Genomic DNA, 21,184 nt, shown 5'->3' with positions numbered 1-21,184 from the left:
CGATAAACCTGACGTCATCGCCATGCTGCCTGCATCGGGACCGACTCGCCGCCGGATTAAATATATTTTTTGATACACATTGGGCAGGTTGCCGGGCGGCAAGATCAGATAGTATAGTTGTTATGTTATAACATAATGGTGAAAAGATGCGGCAGAGTGGACTGTTAATGTCACTGGGTGGACGACTGGCCGTGGCGATGCTCTTCATCGCCCTACTGACGGCAGCCATGTGGTGGGGAATCAGCGGATGATTGTGTTTCACGGGCTACAGGCGGGTTACCAGGGACAGCAGGTGACACCGGAAATAAACGGTCAGATCGTGCCGGGTAGCATGACCGCGCTGGTCGGCGCTAACGGCAGCGGCAAGTCAACGCTGCTAAAGACCATTGCCGGGCTGCTACCGCCCGTAAAAGGGCGGTGCCAGCTGCAGGTCACCCGCCGTGATACCGGCTGGCTGCCTCAGCGTAGTGAACTGGAAACCCGTTTTCCGCTGACGGTATATGAACTGGTTTCGATCGGTTGCTGGCCGCGCTGCGGCTGGTTTGGCGGCATTCATCGGGCATTACGTCGGGAGATCTGGCAGGCGCTGGAGGCGGTGCAGATGGCAGAGTACGCCGATGCGCAGCCGGTTACCTTATCCGGTGGGCAGCTGCAACGCGTGCTGTTTGCCCGACTGATGCTGCAGCGTAGCCGGCTGTGGTTGCTGGATGAACCCTTTAACGGCATTGACAGCCAGACCGTGACATTACTGATGTCGATCCTGGAGCAACAGCAGCAGGCGGGCACTACCTTGCTGGTGGTGCTGCACGACCGTCCTCTGGTCGCGCGCTACTTCAGCGAGGTGCTGTCGATGGATGACGGCACCTTCAGCCAGACGCCAGTCGCCGGTTCAGCAATGCAGAAGGTGGCACCGTGACGCTGATTCAGCCCTTTATCGAATTTGGTTTTATGCGACGTGCGCTGGTGGCCTGTATCGCACTGGCGGTCAGCGCGACTCCGCTGGGTGTGTTCCTTTCGTTACGTCGCATGAGCCTGATTGGCGATGCGCTGTCCCATGCGGTGTTACCGGGTGCCGCTATCGGTTACCTGATCTCCGGCCTTTCGCTGGTGGCGATGGGCATTGGCGGCCTGATTGCCGGGCTGGCGGTGGCGCTGCTCTCCGGGGCGGTCAGTCGTTATACGCCGCTGAAAGAAGATGCCAGCTTCGCCGGTTTTTATCTGGGTTCGCTGGCGCTTGGCGTCACGCTGGTCTCACTGCGCGGTTCAAGCGTGGATCTGCTGCATGTGCTGTTCGGGTCGCTGCTGGCGGTGGATAACGGTGCGCTGCTGCTGGTCGGCGGTATCGCCGCCTTTACCCTGATCCTGCTGGCAATACTCTATCGCCCGCTGGTGATTGACGCTTTTGACAGTGACTTCCTGCGCGCGCAGGGCAGATGGAGCGCGCCGCTGGTGCATGGCCTGTTTCTGATGCTGGTGGTGCTGAATCTGGTGGCGGGTTTTCAGGTGCTCGGCACGCTGATGTCGGTGGGATTAATGATGCTGCCCGCCGCCAGCGCCCGGTTCTGGAGCCGCCATCTCGCCGCGATGCTGGCGATTGCCATTCTGATGGCGGTGATCTCGGCGCTGGCGGGGCTGATGCTCTCCTGGCACTTTTCGCTGCCGGCCGGACCCGCCGTGGTGCTGAGCGCCGCCATGCTGTTTTTTCTTTCGATTCTGACAGGGCCGTGCGGTGGCATTTTGCGCCGCCATTAAACGTAAGGGGTAGCTATGAAGAAATTACCGGTTAGTCTGGCGCTCGCCGCGCTGTTTGCCGCGCCATTAGCCATGGCAAAAACGGTGGATGTGGTAGCCAGTTTTACAGTGCTGGCAGATATCGTAAAACAGGTTGGTGGTGATCATGTCAGGGTTAAAAGCCTGGTCGGGCCGGATGGCGACCCGCACACCTTCGAACCGACGCCACAGGACAGTCAGGCATTGGCGAAAGCCGATCTGGTGTTTGTCAGCGGTTTAGGGCTGGAAGGGTGGATGGACCGGCTGGTCAGCGCGTCGGGCTATCGCGGGCAGCCGGTGGTGGCCTCAACCGGCATCACCACGCGCAGCATGGAGGAAGAGGGGAAAACCATCACCGATCCCCACGCCTGGAACAGTATGCAGAACGGCGTAATTTACGCCACCAACGTGATGAATGCGCTGGTCATGGCTGACCCGGAGGATGCCGCGCAGATTCGTCAGCGTGGTGAAAACTACATTCAGCAGCTGCAGGCACTGGATCTCTGGGCGAAAACGGCGTTTGACCGGGTGCCCGCCGGACGACGTAAAGTGCTGACCAGCCACGATGCGTTTGGCTATTTTGGTCAGCGATATGGCGTCACCTTCCTGGCGCCGGTCGGTTTCTCCACCGAGTCAGAGGCCAGTGCCAGTGAAGTTGGCAGCCTGATCTCACAGCTGAAACAGCAGCATATCCAGCGTTACTTTATTGAGAACCAGACCGATCCGCGACTGGTGAAGCAGATTGCCAGCGCGACCGGTGCCCAGCCAGGCGGCGAGCTCTATCCCGAGGCGTTGTCACCGGCGACCGGTCCGGCACCAACCTATGAAGCGGCATTCAGACACAACGTAAATGCGATGCTGAAGAGTATGCAATAGTGATAAAAAGGCCGGGCATCCCCGGCCACTCATCACGACATAAACTAGCGTTTTTTCTTTCTTCCCTGCACCGCCTTGAAGCGCGGATTTGATTTGCAAATGACGTAAATACGGCCTTTACGGCGCACCACTTTGCAATCCCGGTGGCGACTTTTTGCTGAGCGCAGCGAGCTTAATACCTGCATGATCCTCTCCCTTACTTACGGCCCAGAAAGCGACCAAAACGCTGGTTAAAGCGTGCGGTACTGCCCTCTTTGGCAAAATCTTTCTGCTTACCGGTATAGAACACATGCGAGGCTGACGACACATCAAGCGTGACGTAAGGCAGGGTTTCGCCTTCAAATTCCACGGTGCGGTCAGTGCGGATGGTCGAACCGATTTTGAACCAGACGTCCGCCGAGGTGTCATGGAAAACCACATGGCGATAGTCGGGATGGATATTCGCTTTCATAATACTCACCTATGTAATGTTATAATATAACAATATTATGCGCCGGGTTTACCGGGATTGCAACCGTCGGCAGGATCGGAAGCCGCAAGGGCAGGCAACGGCGTAGTAACGTTGGCGCAGAAAAAGGGGAGCAGGAAAGGCCAGGTACAGGCAAAGGTCGGGGCAAAAGCGTCAGCGCAGCAAAAGGGAAAACCAGACAGCCGCCGTCCGGCAAACAGAAATAAAAAAGGCCGCTTGCGCGGCCTTTTACCTTTTCACTACTCAGTAAGCATTAGTGAGTCGGGTTGTGTTCAACCGGGTGACCTTTTTCGATTTCCGATTTGTTCTTATTAAAGCGGCGACGGACCACCACAAAGAACACCGGAACGAAGAAGATAACCAGTAAGGTCGCGGTAACCATACCACCGACCACGCCGGTACCGACGGCATTCTGCGAACCTGAACCGGCACCGGTACTGATCGCCAGCGGCAGTACGCCGAGAATAAACGCCAGCGAGGTCATCAGGATAGGACGCAGACGCATACGACAGGCTTCCAGCGTCGACTCAACCAATCCTTTGCCCTCTTTATCCATCAGATCTTTAGCAAATTCGACGATCAGGATGGCGTTCTTCGTCGAGAGGCCAATGGTTGTCAGTAACCCCACCACAAAGTAGACGTCATTACTTAATCCACGCAGCGTAGTGAAGATCAGTGCACCGATGACCCCGAGTGGCACCACCAGCATAACGGAGAACGGAATCGACCAGCTCTCGTACAACGCCGCAAGACAGAGGAAGACCACAATCAGCGAGATGGCATACAACGCAGGCGCCTGGTTGCCTGACAGCCGTTCCTGATAGGACATTCCGGTCCAGTCATAACCGATACCGGCAGGCAGCTTCGAGGCCAGCTCTTCCATCAGATCCATTGCCGTACCGGAGCTCTTACCTGGCGCAGCCTGTCCGAGGATCTCCATCGCTGGCAGACCGTTGTAACGCTCAAGACGCGGTGAACCATATTGCCATTTTGCTGACGAGAAGGCAGAGAAGGGCACCATGGTTCCGCTGCTGTTGCGCACATACCACTTACCAATGTCGTCCGGCAGCATACGGGAATCTGCACGTCCCATTACGTACACTTTCTTCACGCGACCGCGGTCGATGAAGTCATTGACGTAAGAGCCGCCCCACGAGGCCGCCAGCGTAGTGTTGATATCACTCAGGGAAACGCCCAGTGCCTGCGCTTTCTCCTGATCGATAATCAGCTTGTACTGCGGTGTATCTTCCATGCCGTTAGGACGTACGCCGACCAGCGTATCCGGATGCTGAGCGATCATACCGAACAGCTGATTACGTGCTTCGGTGAGCTTTTCGTGACCCAGGTTATTCTGGTCAATCAGCTCAAAGTCGAAGCCGGTGGCATTACCCAGTTCGATAATCGCGGGCAGGTTGAATGGAATGACCATCGCATCTTTGATCGCGCCCAGCGCCTGCATGGCACGGCCCGCAATCGCCGGCACTTTCAGATCGCTGCTGCCACGCTCATCCCACGGCTTCAGACTGACGAAGGCGATACCGGTATTCTGTCCACGACCGGCAAAACCAAAGCCGTTAACGGTAAACACCGACTTCACCGAATCCTTCTCTTTCGTCAGGAAGTAATCGGTCACCTGGTCCAGTACTTTCTGGGTACGTTCCTGGGTTGCGCCAGCAGGCAACTGCGCCTGTGCCAGCAGCAAGCCCTGGTCCTCTTCCGGCAGGAATGAGGTCGGTAAGCGCAGGAACAGAAACGCCATGCCCACCACAATCACCAGATAGATCAGCATATAGCGGCCAGTACTGCGAACGATATGGCCTACGCTATCCACATAGTGATTAGTGCTCTTATCGAACATACGGTTAAACCAGCCGAAGAAACCGGTGGTCTGGCCGTGTTCGCCTTTTTTAACCGGCTTCAGCATGGTGGCACACAGCGCTGGCGTCAGAATGAACGCAACCAGCACCGACAGGGCCATCGCCGAAACGATAGTAATAGAGAACTGGCGGTAGATAACCCCGGTTGAACCCCCAAAGAAGGCCATCGGGATAAATACGGCTGCCAGCACCAGGGCGATACCGACCAGTGCGCCCTGAATCTGCTCCATTGACCGTTTGGTCGCTTCTTTAGGCGGCAGTCCCTCTTCCGCCATGACGCGCTCAACGTTCTCGACCACCACGATGGCGTCATCCACCAGCAGGCCGATAGCCAGCACCATCGCGAACATCGTCAGGGTGTTTATTGAATAGCCAAAGGCGCTGATAACGGCGAAGGTACCTAACAGCACCACCGGCACGGCGATCGTCGGGATCAGCGTGGCGCGGAAGTTCTGCAGGAACAGGTACATTACCAGGAACACCAGCACAATCGCTTCTAACAGCGTTTTCACCACTTCGAAGATGGAGATCTTCACAAATGGGGTGGTGTCGTAAGGATAAACAACCTTCATACCGGCCGGGAAGGTAGACTGCATCCGGGCCAGTTCAGCTTTCACCGCGTTAGCAGTATCGAGCGCATTGGCGCCGGTCGCCAGTTTGATACCGATACCGGAAGCCGGTTTGCCGTTATACCGGGCTACGATATCGTAGTTTTCAGCGCCGAGTTCAATCTTCGCCACGTCACGCAGACGCACCTGCGAGCCATCCTCATTCACCTTGAGCAGAATTTTGCCGAACTCATCGGTAGAGGTCAGACGGGTTTGCGCAATGATAGAGGCGTTCAGCTGCTGGCCTGGCACCGGTGGTGTACCACCGAGCTGACCGGCTGCTACCTGGGTATTCTGAGTATTCAGCGCACTGATCACATCAACCGGCGTCAGGTTGTAGTTGTTCAGCTTGTGCGGGTCCATCCAGATACGCATTGCGTACTGGGCACCAAACACCTGAGTGTCACCCACGCCCTTGGTACGGCTAAGCGGATCTTTGATGGTAGAGGCAATATAGTCAGAAATATCATTCTGCGTCATATTGTCATCATCACTGATGAAACCGGCCACCATCAGGAAGCTGCTGGAAGATTTTTTAACCTGAATCCCCTGCTGTTGCACTTCCTGCGGCAGTAACGGCGTCGCCAGTTGCAGTTTGTTCTGCACCTGAACCTGCGCAATATCCGGATCGGTGCCGGACTCAAACGAGATAGTCAGGGTCAGAGTACCGGATGAGTCGCTGCTCGAGGACATATACATCAGTCCGTCGATGCCGTTCATATTCTGTTCGATGACCTGGGTCACCGAATCCTGCAGTGTTTTCGCATCTGCACCTGGGTAGGTGGCCTGAATCTCAATCGCCGGCGGCGCAACATTGGGATATTGCTCGATCGGCAGTTTGAGAATCGATAGCGCACCGACCATCATGATGATGATGGCGAGCACCCACGCAAAGATGGGGCGATCGATAAAGAACTTAGCCATGAATCAACGGCTCCTGTTATGACGATGACTTATCAGACTGCGACTTTGCATCGGGCGCAGCTTTAGCATCGTCTGAGACTTCTTGTGGAGTAACCTGTGCACCCGGCTTGGCGCGTTGCAGACCGGTACTGATCACACGTTCACCTGCTTTCACACCGTCGGTCACTAACCACTTATCGCCAATTGCTTGCGTGGCGGTCACGGTACGTGATTCCACTTTATTATCCGCACCCACGACCATCACGGTCGCCTGACCGGTTGGCGTACGGGTGACCGCCTGTTGCGGTACCAGCAGCGCGCTTGGGTTGGTGCCTTCATCCAGACGGGCGCGAACAAACATGCCAGGTAACAGCACATGGTTCGGGTTCGGGAAGATGGCGCGCAGGGTAATAGAACCGGTGGTTTCATCAACGGTCACGTCAGAGAACTCCAGCGTACCCGGCTGGGCGTAGCTGCTGCCGTTTTGCATCAGCAACGTCACGTTGGCTTTGCCATCGTTCTGCTTCAGCTGACCTGACTCCAGTTCGGAACGTAAGCGCATGAAATCTTCGCTCGACTGGGTGACGTCAACGTACATCGGGTCGAGTTGTTGCACGGTGGCCAGCGCGGTGGTTTGTGCGCTCTGCACCAGCGCACCTTCGGTGACCGATGATTTGCCGATGCGGCCGCTGATAGGGGAGGTAACTTTGGTATAGGCCAGGTTAATGCGAGCCGTCTCAACGTTGGCTTTGGCGACCTGAACCGCGGCATCGTTTTGCGCGGCGGTAGCCACGGCAGTGTCATAATCCTGCTGACTGATATATTTGGTGCCCAGCAGCGGCTTATAACGTTTAACGGTCAGTTGGGCGATACGGGCATTGGCTTCTGCCTGCACCAGATCGCCTTTTGCGCTGTCATAAGCGGCCTGGTAGGTTGCAGGATCGATCTGATAAAGCGACTGACCCGCTTTGACATCGCTGCCTTCAATAAAATTACGCTTCAGAATGATACCGGAAACCTGAGGACGGACTTCAGCCACGCGATATGCAGAGGTACGGCCAGGCAGTTCGGTGGAAATTTTCAGCGGTTCGGCTTTTAAGGTGACAACGCCCACTTCTGGCGCCTGTTGTTGGGCGGCTTGTTCGGATTTATTGTTATCACATCCTGTTAACAAAAAGCTGCCTGATAGCATCAGGACGGCCGCCAGAGGCGATAATCCTCTGATTTTATTCATAAATAAACCTCTAGTGTCCGATATCAATTGATCAATGGATCACAATCCGAAGAACCCATTGCTGCGTCAAATCGCGGGTCATGCTATGGTACATACATTCACAAATGTATGTAAACTTACACGTCTGTAAAAAAAGCCCCCTATGGCACGAAAAACCAAAGCGCAAGCACTTGAAACACGGCATCAAATTCTCGATGCCGCCGTCATCCTGTTTTCACAACAGGGCGTTTCTGCCACTTCACTGGCGGATATTGCTTCAGCGGCCAGCGTCACGCGGGGAGCCATCTACTGGCATTTCAAAAACAAAGCTGATGTTTTGCATGAAATCTGGCTTCGCTGTGATGCCGGGCTGGATAATGTGGAACTTGAGTATCAAACAAAATATCCCGGCGATCCACTCTCTGTTTTACGCGCCATGTTGGTCTATATCTTTGACGCAACAGCAAACGATCCGCAACGCCGCGCACTGATGGAGATTATTTTCCATAAATGCGAGTTTGTTGGCGAGATGGCGGCGCTGAAGAATATCCAGCAGAGCTTACTGCTCGAATGCTACGACAAAATTGAAGATGTGCTGCGTCAGTGCATCGAAGCGGAACAGCTTCCGGGTAGCCTCAATACCCGCCAGGCGGCGCTGATTATGCGCGGTTACGTTAATGGCATGATGGAAAGCTGGCTGTTTACGCCAGAAAGTTTCGATTTAGCCGGCGATGCGCCTGCGCTGGTGGATGCCTTTATCGATATGCTGCGCCTCAGCCCGACCCTGACCGCCCGCGGCTAAGCCGGTGGCTGGCGGTCACGTTTGTTCTCAAAATCACGCTGCACTATTGCCAGCGCCGACAGCACGGTTTCAACCGGCAGCTGATGCTCTTCCAGTAACTGAATCAGATCCACCGCCAGTTTAACGTCATCCGGGGCATTCTCCAGTGACATCTCTCCTCCTATATACGCAGTTTCGCTGCCACCAGCAGCATTAACAGGGAACCGGCAATCGCCATGCCTAATGCGCCGATGTGCAGCGTCGCCAGGCTACCCAGTTCAAAATAGCTGGCAATGTATCCGCCAATCAGCGCGCCAATCATCGACAGCGTCAGAGTCGCAAACAGGCCACCCGGCCGGCCGGGCATCACGATGCGTTTAAGCAACCCTAACAGCAATCCGCAGAGTAGCCAGATCAGTAAACCCATTATTTTTCTCCGTGCCGAACCCTAACGAGTATAGAAGCGCTTTTTTGCCGCAGCGCTTTATTCCTCCTGCTGACCGCCGCGCAGCGATAATGCCCATTCTACCGAGCGAATCGCCTGCCGACAGCGTGCCAGACGGCCCTCTAATGTCTCCAGATCCTGCTTCAGCTGATGCTGAACCGCCAGCGTTTCCGCCAGCGCCAGTCGCTGTTCGCGCTGATCAATCATCGCCAGCAGCCGCCGCTCATATTCACGATATTCCTGATATTTGACGGCGCGAGGATTGCTCAGTGGCTTTTCACGCCGGGTACGCAGCTGCTGGGTGCTCGCTTCACGTTGCAATGCCGCCACCTGATCGACCAGTCGTTCGGCCAGCCAGGCGCTACGGACCAGATCGCTGGCGCTGTCGCATAGCCGGGTAAAATTCTGCTCCACCTCAGCCAGATAGTCGGCGAGGCGGGTTCCTTTGGTGCGGAACAGCTGACTGTCGAAGCGCGGCAGGCGACAGTGTCCGTCGGGATGTGCCGCGATATCCTGACGTAGCGCAATAAGTGCCTGCTGCAGACGCTGTTGTGCGGAGATCGCGCTCATGCCGTCAGGCTCCGTTGTGCTAACGTAGGCGGATGAGGAAAGAGTTGGGCGGCATTCATGCAACGCATTCTGTTATTAACCCTCGGCTGGCTGGCGATTATGCTGGGGACCCTGGGCATTGTATTACCATTATTACCTACCACGCCATTTATGCTGTTGGCCGCCTGGTGCTTTGCCCGCTCATCGCCGCGCTTTCATCACTGGCTGCTGTGGCGCTCGCCGTTCGGGCGTTATCTGCGCCACTGGCAGCAGCATCGCGCCATGCCGCCCGGTGCGAAAGGGCGCGCTATCTGCCTGATTGTGGTGACCTTTGCCATTTCAATTGCGCTGGTCCATCTGTGGTGGATACGGATTCTGCTGCTGGTGATGCTGACGATACTGCTGCTGTTTATGTGGCGGATTCCGGTGGTGTCAGAAACAGCGGATGCGCCGCCACCGCCGCGATAAAGTTGCATTTATCCGGTCATTTGCTTAGATTTGGGCGTCTTCGTGCGTGGCTTCCCTTTGTGAATTGACTTCCGCTGAGCCTTTTACCAGGTATTGGCGCTATTGAAGCTGCGCGAAACAGAATTTTTTACCAGGCGTATCATTATGACCGACACTGCGCAGCAGCTTGAATTCATTAAAAACAGCATTAAAAGCATTCCTGATTATCCGAAGCCGGGCATCCTGTTTCGTGACGTAACCAGTCTGCTGGAAGATCCTAAAGCCTATGCCGCGTCAATTGCGCTGCTGGTTGAGCGCTATCGTGATAAAGGCATCACTAAAGTGGTCGGCACCGAAGCGCGCGGTTTTCTGTTCGGCGCGCCAGTGGCGTTAGGGTTGGGCGTAGGGTTTGTTCCGGTGCGTAAGCCGGGTAAGCTACCGCGTGAAACCTACAGCGAGGCTTACGAGCTGGAGTACGGCACCGATCGGCTGGAACTGCACAAAGATGCGATTCAGCCGGGCGACGTGGTGCTGGTGGTGGACGATCTGCTGGCGACCGGCGGCACCATTGAAGCCACCGTCAAACTGATTCGTCGCGCAGGCGGCGAAGTCCGGGATGCCGCTTTCATTATTAACCTGTTCGATCTGACCGGTGAAACGCGTCTGAAAGCCCTCGGTGTTGAGAGCTACAGCCTGGTCAATTTCCCCGGCCATTAAGCCTTTTTTTCGACCCTGTCATGCGGCAGGGTCGTCACGCCTTCTCGTTCAAGATAACGAGTGCCAGGCAAAAGCGTAGCTGTTAGACTACTGCAATCCTGTACAGGGGTTGCAGAGCGTCTGCGCTCATCTTTTCCATCCAACTTCGTCGAATCCACATGAGCTATCAGGTACTTGCGCGAAAATGGCGTCCCCAGGCTTTTGCTGATGTTGTCGGTCAGGAACATGTTCTGACGGCGCTGGCGAATGGATTGTCTCTGGGACGTATCCACCATGCATATCTCTTCTCCGGCACACGCGGCGTAGGGAAAACCACCATTGCGCGTCTGCTGGCTAAGGGCCTTAACTGCGAAACCGGAATCACCGCCACGCCCTGTGGACAGTGTGATAATTGCCGGGAGATCGAGCAGGGCCGTTTTGTCGATCTGATCGAGATCGATGCCGCGTCGCGTACCAAAGTCGAAGACACCCGCGATCTGCTCGACAATGTGCAGTACGCACCGGCGCGCGGCCGCTTCAAAGTCTATCTGATTGATGAAGTACACATGCTGTCGCGCCACAGCTTCAATGCGTTGCTGAAAACGCTGGAAGAGCCACCGTCACACGTCAAATTTTTACTGGCGACCACCGATCCGCAGAAACTGCCGGTGACGATCCTCTCCCGCTGCCTGCAGTTCCATCTCAAAGCGCTGGATGTCGATCAGATCCGTCAGCAGCTTGAGCATGTTCTGCAGCAGGAGCAGATCGACAGCGAAACGCGGGCGCTGCAGTTGCTGGCCCGCGCCGCTGACGGCAGTATGCGTGATGCCCTGAGTCTCACCGATCAGGCGATCGCGATGGGGCAGGGTGCCGTGACCAGCACCACGGTCAGCGCCATGCTCGGCACGCTGGACGACGAGCAGCCGCTCGGCCTGCTGGAAGCGCTGGTCGATGGTGATGGTCAACAGGTGATGTCGCTGCTGAGTCAGGCCGCATCGCGCGGCGTGGAGTGGGAAGCGCTGCTGGTTGAAATGCTGCGCTTACTGCACCAGATTGCGATGGTGCAACTGCTGCCAACCTCGCTGAACGACGATGACGAAAGCAACGCGCTCAGGCTGCGTGAGCTGGCGCGCGTGGTGCCGCCTGCCGATCTGCAGCTCTATTATCAGACCTTACTGATGGGCCGCAAAGATCTGCCGATTGCGCCCGATCGCCGGATGGGCGTAGAGATGACGCTGCTGCGCGCACTGGCGTTTCATCCCAAAGCTGCGGTAGCTGAACCGATTGCCCGCCCGGCGTTAACCCAGCAATCAGCGCCGGTACCACCGACGGAACAGCCGCCGTCACCGCAGGCCGCGGCGCAGCCCCGGCCCTCGGTAGCGCCGTCGCAATCCTCTGCGACGTCACCGCCATCGCCAGTGCGTACGGCAGCACCATCTTCTTCAGCACCGTCACCGGCGGCACAGCAGCCGGTCGCGGCACAGCCGCAGATGGCCGCGCCGGAGCCGGTGCCACAGTCACCGACCGCCGCGCCAGCGCCGACCACCGATAGCGCGCTTTCCAGTTCCACCAGTCAGCTCCTGCAGGCGCGCACCCAGTTGTTGCGTCAGGGAGCGAACAAACCAAAAAAGAGTGAGCCGGCGGCGCCAGGTGCGCGGCCGGCCAACTCCGCGCTGGAGCGGCTGGCCTCGGTTACCGAGCGCAGCCAGCAGCGTATCCGCGAGCGGGAGCCTGCGGCACCGGTAAAAGAAGAGGCCTATCGCTGGAAAGCGCAGACTCAGCCGGTGGTGGTGGCCGAACCGGTCGCCACGCCAAAGGCCTTGCGTTCTGCGCTGGAGCATGAGAAAACCCCTGAGCTGGCGGCGCGCCTGGCGGAAGAAGCCCAGCAGCGCGATCCCTGGGCGGCGGAAATTGCCGCTCTGCCGTTGCCTAAGCTGGTGCAGCAGCTGGCGCTGAACGCATGGAAAGAGACCACCGAAACCGGGGTTATCCTGCATCTGCGTTCCAGCCAGCGCCACCTCAATTCGGCGTCCGCTCAGCAGGTGTTGAGTGCCGCCCTGAGTGAAGCCGCCGGGCAGGGAGTTGAACTCTCGGTGGTTGAAGACGATAATTCAACGGTGTTGACGCCACTGGAGTGGCGTCAGGCCATTTACGAAGAGAAGCTGGCGCAGGCGCGTCAGTCGATCACCTGTGATACCCACATTCAGACGTTACAGCGGTTTTTTGACGCCGATCTGGATGAGGAGAGTATCCGACCTGTTTGAACACGCTGCCGCTATCTCAACGATAGCGTTGTGGCCTCAGCTGAGAGAGAAAACTATGTTTGGTGGTAAAGGCGGATTGGGCAACCTGATGAAACAGGCCCAGCAGATGCAGGACAAAATGGCTAAGGTTCAGGAAGAGATCGCCGCGCTGGAAGTGACCGGTGAATCAGGCGCAGGCCTGGTGAAGGTTACCATCAACGGTGCGCACAACTGCCGCCGCGTGGAAGTCGATCCCAGCCTGCTGGAAGATGACAAAGATATGCTGGAAGATCTGATCGCTGCGGCGTTCAACGATGCCGCACGCCGCATTGATGAAACCCAGAAAGAGAAGATGGCTTCTGTCTCCTCCGGTATGCAGCTGCCACCAGGCTTCAAGATGCCGTTCTGATGCAAACCAGCCCACTGCTTGAATCACTGATGGAGTCGCTGCGCTGTCTGCCCGGCGTTGGGCCGAAATCGGCGCAGCGCATGGCGTTTCAGCTGCTGCAACGCGATCGCAGCGGCGGGATGCGCCTGGCACAGGCGCTGACCCGGGCGATGTCAGAGATCGGTCACTGTGCCGATTGCCGTACCTTCACCGAGCAGGAGATCTGCACCATCTGCGCCAATCCACGGCGTCAGCAGAATGGACTGATCTGTGTGGTGGAGAGTCCGGCGGATATTCACGCCATTGAGCAAACGGGCCAGTTTGCCGGTCGTTACTTTGTGCTGATGGGACACCTGTCGCCGCTGGATGGCATTGGTCCGGCCGATATCGGTCTGGATCGCCTGGAGCAGCGGCTGGAGAGTGAAACCATTCAGGAAGTGATCCTCGCCACCAATCCCACGGTGGAAGGGGAAGCGACCGCCAACTACATTGCAGAGCTGTGCGGTCAGTATGGCGTTGACGCCAGCCGCATCGCCCACGGTGTCCCGGTTGGCGGTGAGCTGGAGATGGTCGATGGCACCACGCTGTCCCATTCACTGGCCGGACGTCACAAGATTAAATTTTAATCACTTGCCGGTGTTGTGACAGACACCGGCTTGAAAACCTCGCCGTCATCCCCACATCAACCTCAACGTTTGTTCAACCTGTTTTGTTGAGGTAGCAATGACCATGAAAGGACAAGAGACCCGTGGCTTTCAGTCAGAAGTGAAACAACTTCTGCACCTGATGATCCATTCTCTCTATTCAAACAAAGAGATTTTCCTGCGTGAGCTGATTTCCAACGCCTCGGATGCGGCAGACAAACTGCGTTTCCGTGCGCTGTCCGATGCCAGCCTGTATGAAGGTGACGGCGAACTGCGCGTCCGTCTCTCTGTTGACAAGGACAACCGCACCCTGACGCTGAGCGACAACGGTATCGGTATGCGTCGCGACGAGGTGATTGAGAACCTCGGGACCATCGCCAAATCGGGCACCAAAGCGTTTCTGGAATCACTGGGTTCCGATCAGGCCAAAGACAGCCAGCTGATTGGTCAGTTCGGGGTCGGCTTCTACTCCGCATTTATCGTGGCGGATAAGGTCACGGTTCGCACCCGTGCAGCCGGTGCGTCAGCTGACGAAGGCGTTTACTGGGAATCGGCGGGTGAGGGCGAATATACCCTGGCTGATATCGAGAAAGCCGATCGCGGCACCGAAATTACCCTGCACCTGCGCGAAGGTGAAGATGAGTTCCTCGACGCGTGGCGCGTTCGCAGCATCATCAGCAAATATTCCGATCACATTGCGCTGCCGGTTGAAATCGAAAGCAAAGATGAAGAGAGCGGCAGCACCAGCTGGGAAAAAATCAACAAAGCCCAGGCGCTGTGGACCCGCAACAAGTCTGAGATCAGCGACGAAGAGTACCACGAGTTCTACAAGCACATTGCCCATGACTTCAGCGATCCGGTCGCCTGGAGCCACAACCGTGTGGAAGGCAAGCAGGAGTACACCAGCCTGCTCTACATCCCGGCGCGTGCCCCGTTCGATATGTGGAACCGCGATCACAAGCACGGCCTGAAACTCTACGTACAGCGCGTCTTTATCATGGACGACGCCGAGCAGTTCATGCCGAACTACCTGCGCTTTGTGCGCGGTCTGATCGACTCTAACGATCTGCCACTGAACGTCTCCCGTGAGATCCTGCAGGATAGCCGTGTGACCCAGAGCCTGCGCGGCGCGCTGACCAAACGCACCCTGCAGATGCTGGAAAAACTGGCGAAAGACGACAGCGAAAAATATCAGACCTTCTGGAAAGAGTTCGGTCTGGTGCTGAAAGAGGGGCCGGCAGAAGATCACGCTAACCAGGAAGCGATTGCTAAACTGCTGCGCTTTGCCACCACCCAGAGCGAAGGCGCGGCGCAAACCGTTTCGCTGGAGGATTACGTCAGCCGGATGGTGGAAGGTCAGGAGAAGATTTACTACATCACCGCAGACAGCTATGCGGCCGCGAAGAGCAGCCCGCATCTTGAGCTGTTCCGCAAGAAAGGTATTGAAGTGCTGCTGCTCTCCGATCGTATCGATGAGTGGATGATGAGCTACCTGACGGAGTTCGACGGTAAAACCTTCCAGTCGGTGAGCAAAGCCGATGAGTCGCTGAGCAAGCTGGCGGATGAAGAGACCGAAGAGCAGAAAGAGGCGGAAAAAGCGCTGGAGCCGTTTGTTGAGCGGGTGAAAACGCTGCTGGGCGAGCGGGTGAAAGAGGTGCGTCTGACCCATCGTCTGACCGACACACCAGCCATCGTTACCACCGATGCCAACGAAATGACCACCCAGATGGCGAAGCTGTTTGCCGCCGCCGGTCAGGACGTGCCGGAAGTGAAGTATATCTTCGAGATCAACCCGGATCATTCGCTGGTGAAACGCGTGGCGGAGACCGAAGATGAAACCCGCTTCGGCGAGTGGATCGAACTGCTGCTGGATCAGGCGCTGCTGGCTGAGCGCGGCACCCTCGACGATCCGAACCAGTTTATCCGTCGCATGAACCAGCTGCTGACAGCATAATGACAACAGGCCGGTAGTTTTCATCGGCCTGAATGCAGATATCCTGCTCCCATCGCATTGACGCTGACGCCGTTCAGCGCTGAGTGTGCGGGCTTTCAGGGTTAAAAAGCAGTGAATTTATCAGTTCTCTGAAGCCGGTGATCATCACCGGCTTTTTTTATGGCTGCGCAGCCTCACGCAGCCAGTCGCGGAACAGGCTGATGGCCGGATCGTGACGCCGGCTCTGTTTGGTCATCATCCAGGTGGCCCGTTCAACCCGGACAAACCCGAGCGGCGCCATCAGAGTGCCATCTTCCAGCTCCTGCCGGACCAGCAGGCGCGGCGCCATTAATATCCCCAGCCCACTGCGTGCCGCCTGAATACCCAGCGTCAGGCTGTCAAAATGCTTACCGCCGCTAAAACCGCCACTGACGCCCGCTTTTTCCGCCCACTCTCTCCAGGCGTGCAGGCGCGTATCAGCATGCAGCAGCGGCAGGGCGGAGAGATCGCTGCCGTTTTGCAACTGGCTGGCAAACTGCGGCGCGCACAGCGGACCGATCTCATCTTCACTGACCAGCGTGGCGTCAATGTCATCCTCAGGCGGTTCGCCGTGGCTCAGGATCAGCACATCGATATGTTCACTGCGCAACTGCGATACCGCGGTCAGCGGCTGAAAGCGGATCTCAATTTCCGGGTAACGCTGGTAGAAGCTGGCGATGCGCGGAATCAGCCACTGTGATAAAAAACTGGGGGCGCAGGAGAGGCTGATATGCTGGCGCAGGTCGGTACGAATGGTTTCGCAACTGCTGAGTAATTCACTGAACGCCTGATGGCAGCTCAGCAGCAAACGTTCACCGTGTGAGGTTAACTTTACCCGGCCGTTGCCGCGGACAAACAGCGGCTTACCCATCCAGCTCTCCAGCTGCCGAACCTGGTGGCTGATCGCACTGTGCGTAACGTGCAGCCGATCCGCCGCCACGCTAAAGCTGCTGTGTAATGCCGCCTGGTGGAAATAGTGCAGCGCTCTCAGCGGTGGCAGTCCGGTCATCCTCATCCCCTGTTTAAAAATCTAACAGCGATTGTTCATTTATATCATTTTAAAGTCCAGCCGCATTCCCCTACTCTACAGGGCAGATTCTGGCGGGTTGACTCAGCCCACTATCTGTGTTTTTTCCGGCGATTCCGCCTCACTTCGCGCTCCGCTACCTCGCAACATAACTAAAACGAGACAACCATGGCACACGCCCCTTCTTCCTCTGCCACGCCGTCAGAGACGCGCGACCGTCTGCGCCTGGCGCTGTCACGTTTTTACAAGCTGGAGCAGTTTGATCTTTTCTTCGCCCCTTCGCTGCATGTGGCACGGGTGCTGCTGTCGCAGCTGTTTCTGCGCCAGGAGCAGGCGCGCAATCAGACCCGCTATGCCTCCCACTATCCGGTGACCGAACTTAACGTGCTGCCGGCAATTCCACTGATGGCCGGCAACATCATGCTGGTACCGCACGTCGATCTGCCGAACGGCCGGGTTCGCCCGCTGCGCGATTGCCAGAATCAGGGCGTCACTGAGGCGAGCGAAAGTTTTGCCAGCGTGCTGCACCATAACCTGATCGATGATGCGCATCTGTTTGTCACCCGGCTGGATCGTCATGCCGAGATCTGTGGCGATCTGGTGCTGGTGGCGCTGCGCACCTGTGACTTCAGTACCCTGGTGCGCAGTGAACTGCGTCTGTTTGAGCAGGGGCTGACTCTGACGGCGGTTAACCACGCGCTGCGGCGCTTTGACGATCCGCAGTGGCGGCCTTACAACGCCGCTACCGTGGATGCGCTGTCGCTTGCTGGTCCGCCGGTGCTGCACTCCAGCCACCAGCCAGGTTTACCCTTTGCCAGCTTTAGCGTGCCGCCGGCAATCATCACCAGCCTGTGTGACGCAGAGGATGTGGTGAAATGGCCGCAGCAGGCGCGGCTGCAGCTCAATGCCAACGTGCGCGGCAGCGGCAAAAAGAGCATCAATATGACCCATCAGTTGGGTAAGCGATTGCAGGTGTTGTTTGGCGCTGGCGGTAAATCTGAAAAAGGCGCGGGCAGGTCGACAGGCGCTGTTATCGGGCCGGAAAGGCAGTAAAGTAGCCGGGTGCGATCCGCGCCCTTCCTTGTGATGAGCGGGTCATAATGGTATGTTCTTCGCCTTCTAAGATAGATCAATGCGATTCGCAAGGGGATTTACGCAATGCGTATTATTCTGCTCGGAGCTCCGGGCGCAGGTAAGGGGACTCAGGCCCAATTCATCATGGAGAAGTACGGCATTCCGCAAATCTCCACCGGCGACATGTTGCGTGCAGCGGTAAAAGCGGGCAGCGAGCTGGGCAACCAGGCGAAAGCCATTATGGATGCTGGCAAACTGGTAACCGATGAGCTGGTGATTGCGCTGGTTAAAGAGCGTATCACTCAGGAAGACTGCAAAAACGGTTTCCTGCTGGACGGTTTCCCGCGCACCATTCCTCAGGCGGATGCAATGAAAGAAGCCGGGATCACCGTGGATCACGTGCTGGAGTTCGCGGTACCGGACGAACTGATCGTTGAGCGTATCGTTGGCCGTCGTGTTCACGCGCCATCAGGCCGCGTTTACCACGTCACTTTCAATCCACCGAAAGTGGAAGGCAAAGATGACGTGACCGGCGAAGAGCTGACCACCCGTAAAGACGATCAGGAAGAGACCGTGCGTAAGCGCCTGGTGGAATACCATCAGATGACCGCGCCGTTAATTGCTTACTACAGCAAAGAAGCGGAAGCAGGCCACACGGCTTATCACAAAATCGACGGCACCCGTAAGGTGACCGAAGTAAGCGCTGAGCTGGCGAAGATCCTCGGCTAAGCGTATCGGGGCCGGTATTACTGGCCCCTTTTGCAGTAATTGCTTTTACCTCCCACTAATTCCGCTACAATTTCCTCGTTTTCACGCATCCCCGTCGTCATCAAGGAATCACAATGAGGCAAGATAAGCCCGGCGTGTTACTGGTTAATTTAGGTACGCCAGACGCCCCAACCACACCTGCTGTTAAACGCTATCTGAAACAGTTTTTAAGCGATCCTCGCGTGGTCGATACCCCGCGCTGGCTCTGGTGGCCGATTCTGAATGGTGTCGTGCTGCCGTTTCGCTCGCCGCGCGTGTCGAAGCTCTACGCCTCAGTCTGGATGGAAGGCGGTTCGCCACTGCTGGTATACAGCCAGCGTCAGCGTGATGCGCTGGCGGCGCGCGTGGATATGCCGGTCGAACTTGGCATGAGTTACGGTAATCCCAGCATGAAAAGCGCGGTGGATAAGCTGATGGCGCAGGGCGTGACGCGCCTGATCGTGCTGCCGCTTTATCCGCAGTTCTCCTGCTCAACGGTGGCAGCGGTGTGGGATGGATTAACCGCGGTATTCAAAGATTACCGTTCGTTGCCCGAAGTGCAATTTATTCGCGACTACGCCGAGCATCCTGCCTATATCGCGGCGCTGAAGGCCTCTGTTGAACGCTCTTTTGAGCGTCACGGTCAGCCCGATCTGCTGGTGATGTCGTTCCACGGTATCCCGCAGCGCTTCGCTAATGAAGGCGATGACTATCCTCAGCGCTGTGCCGACACTACCGCGGCACTGACCAAAGCGCTTGGCCTGCGAGAAGATCAGTTCATGCTGACCTTCCAGTCGCGCTTTGGCCGTGAACCCTGGCTGATGCCCTACACCGACGAAACCATGAAAAGCCTGCCAGCCAAAGGGATCAAACACGTACAGGTGATGAGCCCCGGCTTCTCTTCAGACTGTCTGGAGACGCTGGAGGAGATCAGCGGTGAAAACTGCGAAATCTTCATGCACGCCGGTGGCGAGAAGTTTGAGTACATTCCGGCCCTGAACGCCGACGAAGCCCACATTGAAATGATGGTCCAGCTGGTCAGCGCACGCCGTTAAGCGAAGGCAGAGAGTGTGATATCATTCTCTGCCTGTTTTTCCAGACGGCATTCCCATGAAATTTCCCGGCAAACGCAAATCCAAACACTACTTCCCGGTCAGCGCGCGCGATCCTCTGTTACAGCCTGCTCAACACGACGTTGACGCCGGAAGCTGGGTGGTTGGTATCGATCAGACGCTGGTCGATATCGAAGCGAAAGTTGATGAGGCTTTCCTGACCCGTTATGGCCTCAGTGCCGGCCATTCACTGGTGATTGACGATGCGGTGGCGGAAGCGCTCTACAACGAACTGATGCGCGATGCGCTGATTACCCACCAGTTTGCCGGCGGTACCATTGGCAATACCCTGCACAACTTCTCGGTGCTGGCCGATGATCGATCGGTGCTGCTGGGCGTGATGTGCAACAACATCCAGATCGGTGGCTACGCCTATCGCTATCTGTGTAATACCTCCAGCCGGATGGATCTCAACTACCTGCAGGGCGTAGACGGCGCGATTGGCCGCTGCTTTACGCTGATTGGTGAGAACGGTGAGCGAACCTTCGCCATCAGCCCGGGCCAGATGAACCAGCTGCATCCCGATAATGTGCCGGAAGAGGTGATTGCCGGAGCCTCGGCGCTGGTGCTGACCTCCTATCTGGTGCGCTGTGCGGAAGGCGAGCCGATGCCGCAGGCCACCTTACGGGCGATTGAGTACGCCAAACGTCATAATGTGCCGGTGGTACTGACGCTGGGAACCAAACATGTGATTGGCGATAACCCGCAGTTCTGGCGCGACTTCCTGCGCGAGCACGTTACGATCGTGGCAATGAATGAAGAGGAAGCGCTGGCGCTGACCGGCGAAGCCGATCCGCTGCTGGCCTCCGATATGGCGCTGGAGTGGGTCGACCTGGTGCTCTGTACCGCCGGACCAACCGGGCTGTATATGGCGGGCTATACCGAAGACGAATTCAAACGGAAAACCAACCATCCGCTGTTGCCGGGCGCTATCGCTGAGTTTAACCAGTATGAGTTCAGCCGGGTGATGCGCCAGCAGGATTGCCAGCAACCGCTGCGGATTTTCTCGCACATTGCGCCTTACATGGGCGGACCGGAGAAGATCATGAATACCAACGGTGCCGGGGATGGCGCGCTGGCGGCGTTACTGCATGACATTACCGCCAACAACTACCATCGCCTCAACGTCCCTAACTCCAGCAAACATGCGCGTCCGTATCTGACCTATTCGTCGCTGGCGCAGGTGTGTAAGTATGCCAACCGCGTTAGCTATCAGGTGCTGAATCAGCATTCACCACGCTTAACCCGTGGCTTACCGGAGCGGGAAGACAGCCTGGAAGAGTCCTACTGGGATCGGTAAAGCGGGCAGCTACCGCGCGGCAGACAGTTGGCAAGCTCAAATC

General features: G+C 57.0%; 22 protein-coding genes and 1 other annotated feature. Of the genes, 14 read left to right on the top strand and 8 right to left on the bottom strand.

All coding sequences use genetic code 11. The features are described from left to right. Positions 1 to 247 precede the first annotated feature (247 nt). The 3 genes from LZU96_RS15490 to LZU96_RS15480 are packed head-to-tail and all read left to right on the top strand — an operon-like array spanning position 248 to position 2,646. Positions 248 to 916 (top strand): metal ABC transporter ATP-binding protein, encoded by a 669-nt coding sequence (locus tag LZU96_RS15490; protein WP_233985100.1) that lies wholly within the window; start codon positions 248 to 250, stop codon positions 914 to 916. Next, positions 913 to 1,752 (top strand): metal ABC transporter permease, encoded by an 840-nt coding sequence (locus LZU96_RS15485; protein ID WP_233985099.1) that lies wholly within the window; start codon positions 913 to 915, stop codon positions 1,750 to 1,752. The genes LZU96_RS15490 and LZU96_RS15485 overlap by 4 nt, the downstream gene beginning before the upstream one ends. 15 nt (positions 1,753 to 1,767) lie before the next feature. Further along, on the top strand, positions 1,768 to 2,646 hold the full coding sequence (locus LZU96_RS15480; protein WP_233985098.1) for a metal ABC transporter substrate-binding protein: 879 nt from the start codon (positions 1,768 to 1,770) through the stop codon (positions 2,644 to 2,646). A 44-nt stretch (positions 2,647 to 2,690) separates the two neighbouring features. Here LZU96_RS15480 and ykgO read toward each other — a convergent pair whose 3' ends face one another. From ykgO to LZU96_RS15460, 4 genes are all read right to left on the bottom strand, one after another. Further along, positions 2,691 to 2,831, bottom strand: coding sequence for a type B 50S ribosomal protein L36 (gene ykgO / locus LZU96_RS15475; protein WP_233985097.1), 141 nt, complete (start codon positions 2,829 to 2,831; stop codon positions 2,691 to 2,693). 11 nt (positions 2,832 to 2,842) lie between these two features. Beyond that, the gene (locus LZU96_RS15470) at positions 2,843 to 3,097 is read right to left on the bottom strand and encodes a type B 50S ribosomal protein L31 (RefSeq protein WP_233985096.1); all 255 of its coding nucleotides are present in this window, start codon (positions 3,095 to 3,097) and stop codon (positions 2,843 to 2,845) included. A gap of 271 nt (positions 3,098 to 3,368) precedes the next feature. Beyond that, positions 3,369 to 6,524 (bottom strand): efflux RND transporter permease subunit, encoded by a 3,156-nt coding sequence (locus LZU96_RS15465; RefSeq protein WP_233985095.1) that lies wholly within the window; start codon positions 6,522 to 6,524, stop codon positions 3,369 to 3,371. A 16-nt stretch (positions 6,525 to 6,540) separates the two neighbouring features. Continuing rightward, positions 6,541 to 7,737, bottom strand: a complete 1,197-nt coding sequence (locus LZU96_RS15460) for an efflux RND transporter periplasmic adaptor subunit (RefSeq protein ID WP_233985094.1) — start codon at positions 7,735 to 7,737, stop codon at positions 6,541 to 6,543. A gap of 142 nt (positions 7,738 to 7,879) precedes the next feature. Here LZU96_RS15460 and acrR point away from each other — a divergent pair, with 142 nt between their 5' ends. Beyond that, on the top strand, positions 7,880 to 8,518 hold the full coding sequence (gene acrR, locus LZU96_RS15455; protein ID WP_094122029.1) for a multidrug efflux transporter transcriptional repressor AcrR: 639 nt from the start codon (positions 7,880 to 7,882) through the stop codon (positions 8,516 to 8,518). Here acrR and rsmS read toward each other — a convergent pair. Genes rsmS through priC form a run of 3 tightly spaced genes read right to left on the bottom strand, consistent with a single transcriptional unit; the run spans position 8,515 to position 9,512 of the window. Then, positions 8,515 to 8,670, bottom strand: a complete 156-nt coding sequence (gene rsmS, locus LZU96_RS15450) for a pleiotropic regulatory protein RsmS (RefSeq protein WP_233985093.1) — start codon at positions 8,668 to 8,670, stop codon at positions 8,515 to 8,517. The two genes, acrR and rsmS, sit on opposite strands and share 4 nt — an antisense overlap. A gap of 8 nt (positions 8,671 to 8,678) precedes the next feature. Next, entirely contained in the window at positions 8,679 to 8,924 is a 246-nt protein-coding gene (locus tag LZU96_RS15445) for a GlsB/YeaQ/YmgE family stress response membrane protein (RefSeq protein WP_094122031.1), read from the bottom strand. A gap of 57 nt (positions 8,925 to 8,981) precedes the next feature. After that, positions 8,982 to 9,512 carry a primosomal replication protein PriC gene (priC, locus tag LZU96_RS15440; protein WP_233985092.1) on the bottom strand — a complete coding sequence of 177 codons (531 nt, stop codon included), beginning with the start codon at positions 9,510 to 9,512 and terminating at the stop codon, positions 8,982 to 8,984. A gap of 57 nt (positions 9,513 to 9,569) precedes the next feature. On the opposite strand from priC, the gene LZU96_RS15435 reads away from it, so the two are divergent. The 6 genes from LZU96_RS15435 to htpG all read left to right on the top strand — a co-directional run bounded on the left by LZU96_RS15435 (position 9,570) and on the right by htpG (position 15,863). Then, positions 9,570 to 9,959: a DUF454 family protein gene (locus LZU96_RS15435; protein WP_233985091.1), complete on the top strand. Its 390-nt coding sequence runs from the start codon at positions 9,570 to 9,572 to the stop codon at positions 9,957 to 9,959. A 144-nt stretch (positions 9,960 to 10,103) separates the two neighbouring features. Next, entirely contained in the window at positions 10,104 to 10,655 is a 552-nt protein-coding gene (apt, locus tag LZU96_RS15430) for an adenine phosphoribosyltransferase (RefSeq protein WP_233985090.1), read from the top strand. Between the two features lie 158 nt (positions 10,656 to 10,813). After that, entirely contained in the window at positions 10,814 to 12,898 is a 2,085-nt protein-coding gene (dnaX, locus tag LZU96_RS15425; RefSeq protein ID WP_233985089.1) for a DNA polymerase III subunit gamma/tau, read from the top strand. Next, positions 12,240 to 12,301 (top strand) — a sequence feature (DnaX frameshifting element). Its footprint overlaps the gene before it by 62 nt. Positions 12,899 to 12,953: 55 nt before the next feature. Beyond that, positions 12,954 to 13,286 carry a YbaB/EbfC family nucleoid-associated protein gene (locus LZU96_RS15420; RefSeq protein WP_094121390.1) on the top strand — a complete coding sequence of 111 codons (333 nt, stop codon included), beginning with the start codon at positions 12,954 to 12,956 and terminating at the stop codon, positions 13,284 to 13,286. Next, a complete protein-coding gene (gene recR / locus LZU96_RS15415; RefSeq protein ID WP_031377861.1) occupies positions 13,286 to 13,891 on the top strand; it encodes a recombination mediator RecR in 606 nt (201 codons plus the stop codon). Before LZU96_RS15420 ends, recR begins: the two co-directional genes overlap by 1 nt. Positions 13,892 to 13,988: 97 nt before the next feature. Next, positions 13,989 to 15,863, top strand: coding sequence for a molecular chaperone HtpG (gene htpG, locus LZU96_RS15410; protein ID WP_233985088.1), 1,875 nt, complete (start codon positions 13,989 to 13,991; stop codon positions 15,861 to 15,863). 157 nt (positions 15,864 to 16,020) lie between these two features. Here the strand turns inward: htpG and LZU96_RS15405 are convergent, their stop codons facing one another. Next, the gene (locus LZU96_RS15405) at positions 16,021 to 16,890 is read right to left on the bottom strand and encodes a LysR substrate-binding domain-containing protein (protein ID WP_233985087.1); all 870 of its coding nucleotides are present in this window, start codon (positions 16,888 to 16,890) and stop codon (positions 16,021 to 16,023) included. Positions 16,891 to 17,076: 186 nt separating this feature from the next. Between LZU96_RS15405 and LZU96_RS15400 the strand changes: the two genes are divergently transcribed. From LZU96_RS15400 to LZU96_RS15385, 4 genes are all read left to right on the top strand, one after another. Beyond that, on the top strand, positions 17,077 to 17,961 hold the full coding sequence (locus LZU96_RS15400; RefSeq protein WP_233985086.1) for a DUF6024 family protein: 885 nt from the start codon (positions 17,077 to 17,079) through the stop codon (positions 17,959 to 17,961). A gap of 105 nt (positions 17,962 to 18,066) precedes the next feature. After that, positions 18,067 to 18,711 (top strand): adenylate kinase, encoded by a 645-nt coding sequence (gene adk / locus LZU96_RS15395; protein WP_233985085.1) that lies wholly within the window; start codon positions 18,067 to 18,069, stop codon positions 18,709 to 18,711. A 113-nt stretch (positions 18,712 to 18,824) separates the two neighbouring features. Beyond that, a complete protein-coding gene (hemH, locus tag LZU96_RS15390) occupies positions 18,825 to 19,784 on the top strand; it encodes a ferrochelatase (protein WP_094121395.1) in 960 nt (319 codons plus the stop codon). Between the two features lie 55 nt (positions 19,785 to 19,839). After that, positions 19,840 to 21,141, top strand: coding sequence for an inosine/guanosine kinase (locus LZU96_RS15385; protein ID WP_233985084.1), 1,302 nt, complete (start codon positions 19,840 to 19,842; stop codon positions 21,139 to 21,141). Positions 21,142 to 21,184: the final 43 nt, after the last annotated feature.

Source organism: Pantoea agglomerans (genome assembly GCF_021397715.1).
GTDB lineage: Bacteria > Pseudomonadota > Gammaproteobacteria > Enterobacterales > Enterobacteriaceae > Pantoea > Pantoea astica.
This window is presented reverse-complemented; position numbering and strand designations above follow the sequence as displayed.

What these genes read in the sequence shown, in the direction of transcription:
- LZU96_RS15460 (WP_233985094.1), bottom strand. Translation starts at nt 7,737, where the DNA reads ATGAATAAAATCAGAGGATTATCGCCTCTGGCGGCCGTCCTGATGCTA.
- LZU96_RS15420 (WP_094121390.1), top strand. Translation starts at nt 12,954, where the DNA reads ATGTTTGGTGGTAAAGGCGGATTGGGCAACCTGATGAAACAGGCCCAG.
- hemH (WP_094121395.1), top strand. Translation starts at nt 18,825, where the DNA reads ATGAGGCAAGATAAGCCCGGCGTGTTACTGGTTAATTTAGGTACGCCA.
- LZU96_RS15385 (WP_233985084.1), top strand. Translation starts at nt 19,840, where the DNA reads ATGAAATTTCCCGGCAAACGCAAATCCAAACACTACTTCCCGGTCAGC.
- LZU96_RS15490 (WP_233985100.1), top strand. Translation starts at nt 248, where the DNA reads ATGATTGTGTTTCACGGGCTACAGGCGGGTTACCAGGGACAGCAGGTG.
- LZU96_RS15445 (WP_094122031.1), bottom strand. Translation starts at nt 8,924, where the DNA reads ATGGGTTTACTGATCTGGCTACTCTGCGGATTGCTGTTAGGGTTGCTT.
- LZU96_RS15405 (WP_233985087.1), bottom strand. Translation starts at nt 16,890, where the DNA reads ATGACCGGACTGCCACCGCTGAGAGCGCTGCACTATTTCCACCAGGCG.
- apt (WP_233985090.1), top strand. Translation starts at nt 10,104, where the DNA reads ATGACCGACACTGCGCAGCAGCTTGAATTCATTAAAAACAGCATTAAA.
- LZU96_RS15470 (WP_233985096.1), bottom strand. Translation starts at nt 3,097, where the DNA reads ATGAAAGCGAATATCCATCCCGACTATCGCCATGTGGTTTTCCATGAC.
- rsmS (WP_233985093.1), bottom strand. Translation starts at nt 8,670, where the DNA reads ATGTCACTGGAGAATGCCCCGGATGACGTTAAACTGGCGGTGGATCTG.
- acrR (WP_094122029.1), top strand. Translation starts at nt 7,880, where the DNA reads ATGGCACGAAAAACCAAAGCGCAAGCACTTGAAACACGGCATCAAATT.
- dnaX (WP_233985089.1), top strand. Translation starts at nt 10,814, where the DNA reads ATGAGCTATCAGGTACTTGCGCGAAAATGGCGTCCCCAGGCTTTTGCT.
- adk (WP_233985085.1), top strand. Translation starts at nt 18,067, where the DNA reads ATGCGTATTATTCTGCTCGGAGCTCCGGGCGCAGGTAAGGGGACTCAG.
- LZU96_RS15435 (WP_233985091.1), top strand. Translation starts at nt 9,570, where the DNA reads ATGCAACGCATTCTGTTATTAACCCTCGGCTGGCTGGCGATTATGCTG.
- ykgO (WP_233985097.1), bottom strand. Translation starts at nt 2,831, where the DNA reads ATGCAGGTATTAAGCTCGCTGCGCTCAGCAAAAAGTCGCCACCGGGAT.
- LZU96_RS15400 (WP_233985086.1), top strand. Translation starts at nt 17,077, where the DNA reads ATGGCACACGCCCCTTCTTCCTCTGCCACGCCGTCAGAGACGCGCGAC.
- priC (WP_233985092.1), bottom strand. Translation starts at nt 9,512, where the DNA reads ATGAGCGCGATCTCCGCACAACAGCGTCTGCAGCAGGCACTTATTGCG.
- LZU96_RS15480 (WP_233985098.1), top strand. Translation starts at nt 1,768, where the DNA reads ATGAAGAAATTACCGGTTAGTCTGGCGCTCGCCGCGCTGTTTGCCGCG.
- htpG (WP_233985088.1), top strand. Translation starts at nt 13,989, where the DNA reads ATGACCATGAAAGGACAAGAGACCCGTGGCTTTCAGTCAGAAGTGAAA.
- recR (WP_031377861.1), top strand. Translation starts at nt 13,286, where the DNA reads ATGCAAACCAGCCCACTGCTTGAATCACTGATGGAGTCGCTGCGCTGT.
- LZU96_RS15465 (WP_233985095.1), bottom strand. Translation starts at nt 6,524, where the DNA reads ATGGCTAAGTTCTTTATCGATCGCCCCATCTTTGCGTGGGTGCTCGCC.